General features: G+C 62.6%; 2 protein-coding genes. Both read right to left on the bottom strand.

What is annotated here, in order from left to right; translation table 11 throughout:
• Positions 1-25: 25 nt before the first annotated feature.
• Positions 26-415, bottom strand: a complete 390-nt coding sequence (locus tag ACJJU9_RS08720) for a GFA family protein (protein ID WP_407730477.1) — start codon at positions 413-415, stop codon at positions 26-28.
• A 441-nt stretch (positions 416-856) separates the two neighbouring features.
• Positions 857-13,837: a non-ribosomal peptide synthetase gene (locus tag ACJJU9_RS08715; protein ID WP_407730476.1), complete on the bottom strand. Its 12,981-nt coding sequence runs from the start codon at positions 13,835-13,837 to the stop codon at positions 857-859.
• Between the last annotated feature and the right edge of the window lie 52 nt (positions 13,838-13,889).

Below are 13,889 nucleotides of genomic sequence, written 5' to 3'. Positions count from 1 at the left end.
TCGCAGCCTCGTACCTCGGCAGCGACTACGGGGTTAATGGCGTCAAACACCACCAGCGTGGTCGGATGTCCTCGAACGAGTGGTACAACGGCGCCAGCGCGGCGCCGTTGTTGTCATCAAAGCCGCCAATCAGCAATGCAATCGTTGGCTCATCATCGATTGCGCCAATCGAACTTCCGCAGGTTGGGCAAAAGGCCCTGCTGGAGTAATCCGAGGTTCTGAAGACCGAAGGAGCACCCCCGGCCCCTACCCACTTGACCCGTTCTTGCGCAAACTCCACCCACACAACGGTCGGTGAGCCTGTATGCCGCTGGCAGGTTTTGCATGAGCAGGTATGAGCGTTTTCTGCAGGGCCCAAGGCTTCATAACGGATCGAGCCACAAATGCATCCGCCACTGTAATGAGTGTGTTCCATGCACAATTCCGTTGGCTTGCTGTCGAGATGCCAAGCGTAGCGAGAAGCGAACAACTTGCAATGTACAGTTCACCCTGTAGGTCGGGCCGCCTCGTCTTCGACTCCGCGCTGTCGCGCAGCAAACAGGCGACTGTAGTCGCTGACGAGGTACGAAGGCTGCGATCGGCTGCGTGCAGCCGTGAAACCATTCACCTCGGTATTCTTGGGTACATATCCATTGCTGCGGCAACGGCCACTTAGGGTTCCGGCCTTACGCCGTGGGCCCGCCACGATCGGCCATCCCTGGCCGTGTCGCGGCTAACCCGGCGTCCTGCCGGGTGCACTACTGCGCAAAACCTGCGTTCGGCCAGCGTGGTTTAACGGGGCCTCTTAGACCAAGATCACAAGCCAGATCAAAATCAACAGATCGCGAGGCAAGCTCGGCTCCTACAGGGGGGGTTGTTACAGCCCTTCGAGTTCGGCCATCAGGTCGCTCAGGCGATCGACTTTTTCCTCGTTGATTTCGCTGCTTTGTAGCCCTTCGATGTACACCGCCAACTCGGCGACGCAACTGCATTCAAACATCGCCCGTAACGGCACGTTGCGTTGCAGTACTTTCTGTACCCGCGAGGCGATTTGTGTCGCCAGCAAGGAATGGCCGCCCAGCTCGAAGAAGTTGTCGTTGACCCCTACCCGCTCGACGCTCAGGACTTCACTCCAGATGCCCGCCAAGGTGTGTTCCAGCTCAGTGCGTGGCGCCAGGTAGTCCTCACGCTGCAACTGGCCGATGTCTACAGCAGGCAGTGCCTTGCGGTCGAGTTTGCCATTGGCGTTGAGGGGCAGTCGCTCCAGCCACAGCCAATGCAGCGGCACCATGTAGTCCGGCAGTTCAGCGCGCAGGCGCTGTTTGACCCGGTCCAGCCGCTCGCTCAGGCCGAGGGCCGTTTGCGCGGCCACCAGATAGCCGACCAGGTATTTGCCATTGGGCCCTTCCTGCGCACTGACCGCCGCGTCACGCAGTTCTGGTTGTTCATGCAGGCGCGCTTCGATTTCCCCCAGTTCGATCCGATAACCGCGAATTTTCACTTGATGGTCGATACGCCCTACGTACTCCAGCACCCCGTCGCTGCGCCGCCGCGCCAGGTCGCCGGTGCGGTACAAACGCTCACCCGGTGCACCGAACGGGTTCGGCACAAAGGCCAGCGCGGTGCGCAGCGGGTCACTGACATAACCCCGGCCCACGCCGGTGCCTGCCACGCACAACTCACCCACCGCGCCGAGTGCGACCAGTTGCAGCGCGTCATCGAGCAGGTACAGACGGTTGTTGTCGGTCGGCGTACCAATCGGCAAGTAGCTGCCTTGAGTCGCCCCATGATCAACGCGGAAGAACGCCACGTCATCCGAACATTCGGCCGGGCCATAAGCATTGACCAGGCCAATCTCGGGGTAACGCAACAGCCATTGCTGCGCCAGTTCAGGCGGCATGGCCTCGCCGGTGGGCAGCATCCAGCGCAAGCCGTTCAGTTCAACAGGGGCCTCGGCCAGCATGCCTTGAATCAGCGACGGCACACTTTCCAGCACGCTGATACCTTGGGCATTGACCTGCGCCAGCAAGGCTTGCGGATCGTGGGCGATGGCGTTAGGCACGATCTCGACCCGCGCACCGAACAAGGGGGCTGCGAGGAACTGCCATACCGAAATATCGAAGCTTTGCGAGGCAGTCTGCGCAATCACATCATCCTCGCTCAGTTGCAGGTACGGCACTTTGTTCAACTGGTTGTTGAGCATGCCGCGTTGCTCGACCATCACGCCTTTGGGCAACCCGGTGGAACCCGAGGTGTAGATGACGTAGGCGAGGTTATCCGGGCCGCTGTAGACCTGCGGGTTGTGATCCGCCCACTCCCCGGTTTGCACGTCTTCCCATACCAGTAGCCGTGGACGCACGGCGCAACCTGACTCATCGAGCAAGGCTTGCACCTGCTCGCGACAGGCCTGGGTGCAGACCAGCACAGGCGTGCGGCTCAATTCCAAAATGCGGCTCAGACGCGGCCCCGGCAGCGCCGGATCCAGCGGCAAATAGCCCGCCCCGGCCTTGAAGCTGCCAATGATCATGCCCAGCATATCCAGCCCGCGCTCCGCCAGTAGCGCCACCGGCTGGTCCATACGCACACCGCCTGCGATCAAGGCATGGCCCAGGCGGTTACTGCGCTGGTTCAGTTCGTGGTAACTCCACTGCTGCTCCAGACAACCGGCCGCGATGCGCTGCGGATGCGCTGCTACTTGGGCTTCGAACAGTTCGGCATAGCTGTGCTGCAACGGGTACTCGCGCTGGCTTTGGTTGCAGCCTTCTATAAGGAACTGTTGCTCGGCCTCGCCCAGCAAAGGCAAGTCGGCCATATCGCCATTGACGCCGTCCATCAAGGCCAGCAACAAGCGCTTGAACTCACTGAGCAGGCGCTCAACGCTGCTGCGCTCAAAAAAGCGCTGGTCGTAAGACAGGTGCAAGCCCAGGTCATCGCCGGGGTAGCACACAGCGGTGAGCGGGAAGTTGGTATGGGTGCGGCCTGAGTCCGAGGTGGCGTTCAGGCTCTGGGCCCGGTCCAGCACCGACATATCGACCGGCGCGTTCTCGAACACAAACAGGCTGTCGAACAACGGCTGGCCTTTGGGCAGCTCGCTGCGCTCCTGAATCGTCACCAGCGGCAAGTATTCATACTCGCGCAGCTCCATATTGTGTTCGAGCAAGGCGCTCAACCATTGCCGAACGCTCAGCACCTGACCGTCTTCGGGCATCTGCACACGCAGGGCCACGCTGTTGATAAACAGCCCGACCGTCTGCTGCATCTGCGGCAGTTGCACCGGGCGCCCGGCCACGGTAACGCCAAACACCACGTCGCGCTCACCGCTTAAGCGTCGCAGCACCAACGCCCATGCCGCCTGGGCAAAGGTGTTGATGGTCAATTGGTGCTGCTGCGCCAGTTCACGCAAACGCACGCCATCTTTGACCTCAAGCCGGGTGTAGCAGTCGCCCACCAGCATGCCGCCGCTAGCGCCCGCATGCTCGCGCAGCAAAGGCCGGTCGGTGGGGATGTAAGTGGTCTGTTCAAAGCCTTGCAGGTTGCGCTGCCACCAGGCGTTGGCCTGCTGCAGGTCTTGCTGTTGCAGCCAGTTGATGTACTCGCGATAACGCGGCGGCGTGGCCAGTTGTGGGGCGCGACCTTCGCCCAGCGCACTGTAGATTTCAAAAAAGTCGCTCATCAGCAACGAACGGCACCAGGCATCGATGAGGATGTGGTGATTGCTCATCATGAACCAGTAACGCGCCTCGCCCACACGGATCAGGCGCAGGTGGAATGGCGCCTGATTGAGCAGATCAAAACCGGCTTCGCGCTCGCGCTTGAGCAGCGCCTGCAGACGTTCTTCGTGGCTGTCTTGCGGCTCGCGGCTCCAGTCGAGGTAGTCGACTTCGGTGTTGCCGGGACGATGGATGATTTGCAGCATGCCTTCGCCCGCGTTCCAGCAGAACGACGCACGCAAGGCCTCATGCCGCGCCACCACTGACTGCCAGGCCTGGGCGAAACGTTGCGGGTCGAGGGCGCTGTCAATCCGGTAGCGGTCCTGCATGTAGTACAGCCCGGTGCCCGGTTCGAGCAAGGTGTGCAGCAACATGCCTTCTTGCATCGGGGTCATGGGGTACACGTCTTCAATCAGGCCTGCCGCCACCGGCAAGCTGTCGAGTTGCGCCTGACTGAGTTTGGCCAGCGGGAAGTCCGATGGCGTCAACCCGCCCGCATCGCTGCTCAGGCAGTGGGCAATCAGGCTTTCAAGCTCAGCGAGATAGTCTTGGGCCAGCGCTTCAATGGCTTGGAGCTGATAGCGCTCGGCGCTGAAGGTCCAACGCAAAACCAACTCGCCACCATACACCTGGCTGTCGATGCTCAACTCGTTGGGCAATGGAGCCTGCGAGTCGTGGGCGATGCCGGTCGGCTCGTCCAGCGGGCGGAACAGCGCATCGCTGGCAAAGCTCTGGTCAAACTGGCCAAGGTAGTTAAAGGTGATCGGTGCCTCGGGCAACGCGGCCAGGGCTTGCCCCGTGACCGGGTCGCTCAGGTAGCGCAACACGCCGTAACCCAGGCCTTTGTGTGGTACGTGTCGCAATTGCTCCTTGATGGCCTTGATCGAAGCGCTCTGCCCCAGGTGGCTGCTCGGCGTCAGGCGCAGCGGATAAGCGCTGGTGAACCAGCCCACGGTGCGGCTCAAGTCGATGTCATCGAACAGGGTTTCGCGGCCGTGACCTTCAAGTTGCACCATTGTCGACGGTTGGCCGGTCCAGCGGCAGATCACCCGCGCCAGCGCAGTCAGCAGCACATCGTTGATCTGTGTGCGATAGACGCTGGGCACCTGTTGCAGCAGTTGCCGGGTGCGTGCCTCGTCCAGCCGCACACTGAGCGTTTGCCCGTGCAGATGTTGCCGTCCGCCATGACGGTTAACGCCCGGTAGCTCCACCGCTGGCCCCTTGAGGTGCGCTTGCCACAGGCCCAGCTCTTCACGCAGCGAATCACTGCTGGCATAAGCGTGCAAACGATTGGCCCACGCCCTGAATGCGCTGGTTTTCGCGGGCAATGGCTGCTGGCGATACAGCGCCTGTAAGTCTTCCAGCAAGACCCGCCAGGACACCCCGTCGACCGCCAAATGGTGGGCCGCCAGCAACAGGCGTTGCTCCCCGTGCGGGACATCGACCAGTACCGCGCGCAGCAGCGGCCCTGCGTGCAGATCGAGACTGCGTTGCGCGTCGTTAAACAGCTCTGCGCAGTCTCGCAGGTCCGCCACGCTGGTTTGCCACAGCAACGGTTGCTGCGCAGCGCCCAGGTACTGCGCTTGCCATTGACCGCCGTGTTGCTCAAAGCTCAGGCGCAAGGCGTCGTGATGCATCACCAGGGCCAGTAGCGCCCGCTCCAGCAAGGCCGGCTCAAGAGGTTCGGCAGGTTGCAGCAGCACGCACTGGTTCCAGTGCCCGCGTTGCGGCATGTCGGTATCAAAGAACCACTGTTGAATCGGCGTCAGCGCCGATTCGCCAGTGAGTACGCCCTGTTCGGCGGTCAGTTGCTCGGTCTGGGTCGCAACGCTCGCCAGCGCCTGCACGGTTTGATGCTGGAACAGGTCACGGGGGCTGAAGTGAATCCCCAATTGCCGGGCGCGGCTGACCACTTGAATCGACAGGATCGAGTCGCCGCCCAGCTCGAAAAAGTTGTCATTAAGACCGACATGCTCAAGGTTCAGCACCTCGCCCCACACCTTGGCCAAACTGGCTTGCAGTGCATTGCGCGGGGCCACGTAGAGTTGGCGATTGAGCTCAACATCGGGCGCTGGCAAGGCGCGGCGGTCGAGCTTGCCGTTGGCGGTCAGCGGCATGCTGTCCAGCAGCATCAAGTGCGCGGGCACCATGTAATCCGGCAGTTGCGCCTTGAGCCGGGCCTTGAGCGCTTCGCGCAACGCACCCGCCTCAGCCTGTTCATCACACACCAGCCAGGCCGCCAGTTGCTTGCCACCCGGCATGTCCAACGCCAGCACCACGGCTTCACGTACCGCCGGATGCCCGAGCAAGTGGCTTTCGATCTCGCCCAGTTCGATGCGAAAACCCCGGATTTTGACCTGATGATCAACACGCCCCAGGTATTCCACCAGACCGTCAGCGCGCTGGTGCACCAAGTCGCCGGTGCGGTACAAGCGCCCGCCATTGCGCGCAAACGGGTCTGCCACAAAGCGTTCGGCCGTCAGCCCCGGACGCTGATGATAACCCTGCGCCAGCCCGGCGCCGCCGATGTACAGTTCGCCGGTGGCGCCTTGGGGCACCAGCGCCAGATGGCTGTCGAGAATATAGGCCACCCGTGCACCGATGACCTCACCGATTGGGACACTGGCAGCGCCATCGGCCAGCTGTTCCGGTGCCAGACTGGCCAGCGGCATGACCACGGTTTCGGTCGGGCCGTAGGCATTGAAAAACACGCTCGGCTGGAAGGCCGAACGGATGCGCTGCAAGTGCTCGCCGGTCAATGCTTCGCCGCCGGTGATGCACATGCGCACCGGCAAAGTTTGCCCACGGCTGGCCAGCCACTGGGCCAATTGACTGCCGTAGCTGGGGGTGAAGCCCAGAATACTGACCTGTTGCTCACGGATCAGTTGGCAGATTGCTTCGGCGTCCCACTGCCCTTGCGCCCTCAGCACCAGCCGCGCACCACTGAGCAGCGGCACCAGCAAACGCTCGGTGGCAGCGTCGAAGTTGATCGAATAAAAGTGCAGTTCACAGTCATCCGCACGCATGCCAAACCGCTCAATCACCGCCTGACAATGCATGGCGATCTCGCCGTGGGAAACCACCACGCCCTTGGGCTGGCCGGTGGAGCCCGAGGTGTAGATCAAATACGCCTGATGCTGTGGCAAATTGATAAACGGCAGTGCGCTGGACGGGTACGCGGCCAGTTGCGGGCCGTCGTCTTCGAGACTCCAGCGCACGACGCTTGAGGGCAATTCACCCAGCGCGGCAAACAGGCTGCGATGGCTCAACAACACGCTGATGCCGCTGTCTTCGATCATGTACTGCAAGCGTTCCAGCGGGTATTCCGGGTCGAGCGGCACGTAGGCGCCGCCCGCCTTGAGGATCGCCAGCAGGCCGACGACCATGTCCAGCGAGCGTTCCAGTGCCAGCCCCACCCGCACCTGCGGGCCTACGCCCAGCTCGCGCAGCTTCCAGGCCAGTTGATTGGCGCGGCCTTCAAGTTCGGCGTAGCTCAAGTGCTGCCCGCCGAAGGTCAAGGCGATGGCCGCAGGACGCATTCGGGCTTGCTCCGCAAACAGAACATGCACGCAGTGATCGAGACGCTGCTCACCCGCTACAGGTGCCAGCCCGTCCAGCAAGCGCTGTTGTTCAGCGCCATCCAACAGCGGCAACTCGCTCAGCCGTTGTTGCGGGTCGGCCAGCAGCGCGTGCAGCAGATTGCGCCAGTGCTCGGCCATGCTGGCGATGCGCGGCTCATCAAACAAATCAGTGCTGTAGGTCAGGCAGCAGCCCAAGCGGTGGTCGAGGTCAGTGACTTCCAGGTTGAGGTCGAACTTGGTCGCCCGCGCATCGTTGGGCAAAAACTCCACTGTCATGCCTGCCAGTGTCCGGCTTTGCTGGAACTCCCAGCGCTGCACGTTGCACATCACTTGAAACAGCGGGTTGTAAGCAGCGCTACGCGGGGGTTGCAGGGCTTCGACCAGATGATCAAACGGCAAGTCCTGATGCGACTGGCCTTCGATGACGGTCTGGCGCACCTGCTCCAGCAGTTCAGCCACGCGCATGTGGCCATCCAGTTCGCAGCGCAGTACCTGGGTGTTAAGAAAAGCCCCGATCAGCCCTTCGCTTTCCGGACGGATGCGGTTGGCCACCGGCGCGCCGATGCGCAGGTCGGTCTGGCCGCTGTAGCGGTAGAGCAGCAGCGCCAGGGTGGCGGTCATGGTCATGAACAGGGTCAGGCCGTGTTCGGCATTGAACCCTCGCAGTTTTGCGGCCAACTCGTCGCTGAGGTCAAAGCGGTACAACCCGCCCTGATGGCTCTGCACCGCAGGCCGAGGCCGGTCGCCGGGCAGTTCGAGCAGCGGATGCTCGGTGCCAAGTTTGGCGGTCCAGTAATCGAGCTGGCGCTGACGCTCGCCCGACTCCAGCCACTGGCGTTGCCACACGCTGTAGTCGAGGTATTGCACGGCCAGCGGCAGCAACGGCGAGGCGCGATCATCCACAAACGCTTCGTACAACTCGCCCAGTTCGCGGGCAAAAATATCCATCGCCCAGCCTTCAGTGACGATGTGATGCAAGGTCAGGACAAAGTAGTGCTCGCGGGCGGCGGCCTTGACCATATGGGCGCGCAGTAACGGCCCGCGCTCCAGATCAAACGGCTGATGCGCCTCGCTGTCGGCCATGGCTTGCAAACGCTGCTCACGGGCAGTGCCGTCCAGGGCGCTCAGGTCCAGCCAGCCCAGGCTAAGGCGCGTGTCGCGGTGCACCTGTTGGCAAGGCACGCCATTGACGCTGGGGAACGTGGTGCGCAGGGTTTCGTGGCGCATTAGCAATGCCTGCAATGCCGCCTCGAAACGCTCGACGTCCAGCAAGCCCTTCAAACGCGCCATGCCGCCGACGTTGTAGGCCGGGCTGTCGGGCTCCATGTGCCAGAGGAACCACATGCGCTGCTGGGAGTACGACAGCGCCACCGGCTGGCTGCGATCCGCCAACTGAATCGGCCGTTGCGTGTTGCGCTGGCCGCAGGCCTGGATTTGCGCAACCTGCTCGACAAATGCGCCCAGCTCGCTGCTTTCAAACAAGCTGCGTAAAGCCAGTTCAACGTCACAGGCCTGACGCACGCGGGCAACGATTTGTGTAGCCAGCAGCGAGTGCCCGCCCAGGGCGAAGAAGTCGTCATTGAGGCCAATTCGGGCCTGCCCCAGCACTTCGCGCCAGATTGCAGCGATGCGTTGTTGCAGTTCAGTCTGAGGCTCGACGTGCTCGCGCACGTGCCACACCGGCTCCGGCAAGGCCCGGCGATCAAGCTTGCCACTCGGGCTCAGGGGCATGCGTTCAAGGCGCAACAACTGCGCGGGGACCATATAATCCGGCAGTTCGGCGGCCAGTGCGGCTTTAAGTTGCACGCTGTGTTCGGCCTCGGGCAGCGCCCCGTCGAGCGCCGTGTAGTAGCCGATCAGTTGCGGCCCGGCCTGGGTGTCGCGAATCAATACCGCCGCCTGCGCCACCTCAGGCTGGGCCAGCAAGCGCGCTTCGATCTCTTGCGGCTCGACGCGAAAACCGCGCAGTTTGACCTGCTGATCCAGACGCCCGAGGTAGTCGAGGGCGCCATCGCGGTTCCAGCGCACCTGATCACCGGTGCGGTACAGCCGCGCCCCCGGCTCGCCCAGCGGGTCAGCAATAAAGCGCTCAGCCGTCAGCCCCGGACGCTCCAGATAGCCACGCGCCAGGCCAATGCCGCCGATGCACAATTCCCCCGGCACACCCACCGGCAGCGGGTTCAATTCGCTGTCGAGCACCCGGCACACCACGTTGCCCAAGGGTCTGCCAATGGGCGAACGCTCGCCGTCATCATGTGCACACTGCCAGTGGGTGACGTTGATCGCGGTCTCCGTCGGGCCGTAGCGGTTATGCAACTGTACGGCGGGTAATTGTTGCAGCACACGATTGCGCAGCTCGGCGGGCAAGGCTTCGCCGCCACTGAAAAGCCGACGCAACGTGCGGCACTGCAAGGCCTGCGGTGCATCGACAAACAGACGCAACAACGGCGGCACAAAGTGCAACGTGGTCACCCCGAACTGCTGCACCAACTGCGCGATGCGCTGCGGGTCGCGGTGCTCTCCCGGCCCGGCCAGCACCAGACGGCAACCGGTGATCAACGGCCAGAAGCACTCCCACACTGACACGTCAAAACTGATCGGGGCCTTTTGCATCAGCACATCGTCGGCGCCCAGGCCGTAGGTGGCTTGCATCCACTGCAAACGCTCACTCAGGGCTGCATGGGTGTTGCCGACGCCTTTGGGCTGGCCGGTCGAGCCCGAGGTGTAAATCACGTAGGCCAGGTTGTCGCCGTGCAGGTGCAGCCCCGGCGCATGGGGGGACCAGCTGTCGAGATTGAGGCCGTCCATGGCGATCACACTAAGGGCCTCGACACTCGGCAAACGCGGCAGCAGATGGCTTTGGGTCAGCAACAGTGCTGCACCGCAATCCTGCAGCATGTAGGCCAGACGCTCGGGCGGGTAGTCCGGGTCCAGAGGCACATAGGCGCCGCCCGCCTTGAGAATCGCCAGCAGGCCGATCAGCAGTTGCGGCGAGCGTTCAACGGCAATCGCCACCGGCACATCCGGGCCCACGCCCTTGTCACGCAAGTAGTTGGCCAGGCGGTTGGCGTGCCCATGCAGATGGGCGTAATCGAGGCTGCCGCCGTCCCACAACAGCGCGATGTGCTCCGGGGTGAGCTGCGCTTGCTGTTCAAGCTGCTGTGGCAGCCATTGCTGCGCGGGAGCACACGGCGCTTCGCTCCAGCGCGCCTGTTCAAGCAATTGCTGCGGGCTGAGCAGGTGCAGGTCAGCCAGAGCCTGGCGGCTATCAGCGCAAACTTGGCGCAAGAGGCTGACAAAATGCTCGGCCAGTTGCGCAATGGTGCTGGCCTCAAATCGTTCATCGGCGTAGTCGAATGATAGTTTCAGGCGGCCCTGACAGTCTTCTTCGCTGTGCAACTGCAAGTCGAATTTGGCTTCGCGGCTGTGCCATTCCAGCTCTTCGGCGAGCAAGCCCGGCAAACGCCGCAAAGCACTCAGGTCGCGTTGCTGATGATTGAACAGGACCTGGAACAGGCCGTGTTCACGGGCCTGCGGGAAGGCTTCCAGCAGTTGCTCAAAGGGCAGGTCCTGATGCGCTTGGGCATCCAGCGTGGCAAGGCGGGTTTGCTCGAGCAATTGGGCAAATGGCAGGCGCCCGTCCAGTTGCGCGCGCAGCACCAGGGTATTGATGAAAAAGCCGATCAGGCCATGGGTTTCCTGACGCGGGCGGTTGGCGCTCGGCACGCCAATGCGGATATCGCGCTGGCCGGTATAGCGATACAACAAGGTCTGGAACGTCGCCAACAGCAGCATAAATGGCGTGCTGTCATGGGCCTTTGCTGTCTCACGTAACGCCTCGGCAAGCGGTGCCTCCAGGCGCACGCTGTAGCGCGACGCGCTGTGTTGCTGCGCGGCCGAACGCGGGTAATCGGTGGCCAGTTGCAAGGTCGGCTGCTCGTCGCCCAGCTGTTGTTTCCAGTAACCGAGCTGGCGCTCGGCTTCGCCCTGAGCCAGCCATTGGCGCTGCCAACTGCCGTAGTCGGCGTAGTGCAAAGTCAGCGGCGCCAGCGCTAACGGTTGCTCCAGGCAGGCCGCCGCATACAGCCGCGAGAACTCGTCGATGAGCAAGTTGAGCGACCAGCCGTCCGCAATGATGTGGTGCAAGGTCAGCAGCAGTTGGTGCTCTTCGTCATCGAGCTTGACCAAAGTGACCCAGAACAGCGGGCCGTTGCTCAGGTCGAACTGGGTGCGGGCTTCGTCGTCGCGGATCTGTTGCGCCCGCGCTTCTCGTTCGGCGGCGGGTAAATCGCTGATGTCGATGACTTGCAAATCAAAATCTGCGGCGGCCTCAACCCGCTGCCAGGCTTGGCCATCGCGCTCATAAAAGCGCGTGCGCAGGGCTTCGTGGCGTTCGACCAAGTGCGCGAAGCTGCTGCACAGCGCGGTTTCGTTCAGCTCGCCGCGCAAGCGCAAGGCGCCGGGAATGGTGTAGGCGCTGCTCTGCGGGTCGAGCTGCCACATAAACCACAACCGGTTTTGCGCCAGCGATTGCGGCAGCGGCTCATCGCGGCTCAAGCCGACGATGCTGCCCTGGGCCAGGCCGCCATCCTGCTGCAACGCCGCGACCCGGGCGGTGAAGGCGCTCAAGGTCGGCGCCTCGAACAACAGGCGCAGGTTGAGTTCCAGTTTCAGTTCTTCACGCAGGCGGGCGATGGTTTGCGTGGCCAGAATCGAGTTGCCGCCCAGCAGGAAGAAATGATCGTCAGCGGCCACTTGCTCGACCTGCAAATGCTCGCACCAGATCCACGCAATCAGCGCCTCCAACTGATGGGCTGGCTGCGCCGGATCATTGTTGGCCGGCTGAGCGTCGTCACACGGGAACTGCGCGTAGCTGTCCAGGCTGCCATCAGCCAGACGGCTGCGGCAGGCCGAGCGCTGGAGTTTGCCGCTGGAGGTTTTTGGCAACGCCCCCGGATTGAGCAATACGACCACGCTTGGTGCTTGCTGGCAGGCTTCGGCCACAGCCTGGCGAATGGCCGTGATCAGGGCGTTGGCGGGCATGATTTTTTGCACGCTGCGGCTGATTTCGGCGGCAATGCCAATCCCCTCCTCGCCTTTGACATTGACCGCGAACGCCGCCACACGACCTTTACGCACCACCTCGACTTCACGCTCGATGGTGGCTTCGATGTCTTGCGGGTAGAGGTTATGGCCGCGCACGATCAGCAGGTCTTTCAAGCGCCCGGTGATGTACAGCTGGCCTTCATGGATAAAACCCAGGTCGCCGGTGCGCAGCCATGTGGCGCCCTGATGTGCAACAAATGTCTGGGCGCTGGCGTGCGGGTTGCGCCAGTAGCCGTGGGCGATGCTTGGCCCGCAGGCCCAGACTTCACCGACGCGGTTATCCGCCAAGGGCTCGAACGAGTGTGGGTCGACGATTTGCACCGCATGTTGCGGCTGCTGAGTACCGCAGCTCATCACCGCGCAGCCGTCGCCCGGCACGATGCGGTTGTTGGCCAGCTCCAGTTCATTCAGGTTCAGGGCCGGGATGCCCTGCCCGCGCTGCCCGCCTGCGACAAACAACGTAGCCTCGGCCAGCCCGTAAGAGGCGAAATAGCTAGCGGAGTTAAAACCGCACGGGGCAAATTTTTCGGCAAAACGCACCAGGGTGTCCTGGCGGATCGGCTCAGAGCCTGAATAGGCCACGCGCCAGCGGCTTAAGTCCAGCCCGGCCTGCGCGTTTTCACTGACCCGCTCGCTGCACAGCCGATAGGCAAAGTCCGGCCCGCCGCTGATGGTCCCGCCGTATTCGCTGATGGCTTCGAGCCAACGCAGCGGGCGGGTCAAAAAGTACGCGGGCGACATCAGGATGCACGGCACACCGCTGAAAATTGGTTGCAGCAGGCCACCGATCAAGCCCATGTCGTGGTACAGCGGCAACCAGCTGACAATCACGTCGTCGGGGTTGAGGTCGATGCCAAATCCACGGCGAATCAGCAACTCGTTAGCCACCAAATTGCCGTGGGTGACTTGCACGCCCTTGGGCATGGCGGTGGAGCCTGAGGTGTATTGCAAAAAGGCGATGTCATCGGCCTGCAACACCACCGCCTGCCAGCCTTGCGCCAAGCTCGGTTCAAGGCTGTCGACACACAGCAACGCGGGCGCATCAGCGCAGGTGAGTTCGGGCAGGGCCAGCAAGGACTCGCGCAAATGGCTGCTGGTCAGCAGCACGCGCGGTTCGGCGTCGCTCAGGATTGACAGCAAACGCTCCTGATGGTGGCGGCGCGACGACTCCGGCGGATACGCCGGAACGGCGATCACTCCGGCGTACAGGCAGGCAAAAAACGCCGCGACGTAGTCCGGGCCGCTGGGCAACAGCAAGACCGCGCGATCGCCAACCGCTGCATTGGCCTGCAAGGCTGCGGCAAAGGTCCGCGCACGTAAATCCAGGTCAGCATAGGTCAGCACCTGGCTGGCACTCTGGTCATCGCCCAAAAAGCGTAATGCCAGTCGATCCGGGGTCTGGGCTGCACGTTGTTGCAGGGCTTGGGCCAAGGTGCCAGGGAGTTCGAACGCGTCCATCATGGGATTTCCTGCCTGAAGTCGGCTTTGCATAAATTCGGTGTGTTTGAGAGAC

It is taken from the genome of Pseudomonas helleri (assembly GCF_045830615.1).
GTDB lineage: Bacteria > Pseudomonadota > Gammaproteobacteria > Pseudomonadales > Pseudomonadaceae > Aquipseudomonas > Aquipseudomonas helleri.
The sequence above is the reverse complement of the archived record's forward strand: the minus strand, read 5'-3'. Positions and strand labels throughout refer to the sequence as shown.

What these genes read in the sequence shown, in the direction of transcription:
- ACJJU9_RS08720 (WP_407730477.1), bottom strand. Translation starts at nt 415, where the DNA reads ATGGAACACACTCATTACAGTGGCGGATGCATTTGTGGCTCGATCCGT.
- ACJJU9_RS08715 (WP_407730476.1), bottom strand. Translation starts at nt 13,837, where the DNA reads ATGATGGACGCGTTCGAACTCCCTGGCACCTTGGCCCAAGCCCTGCAA.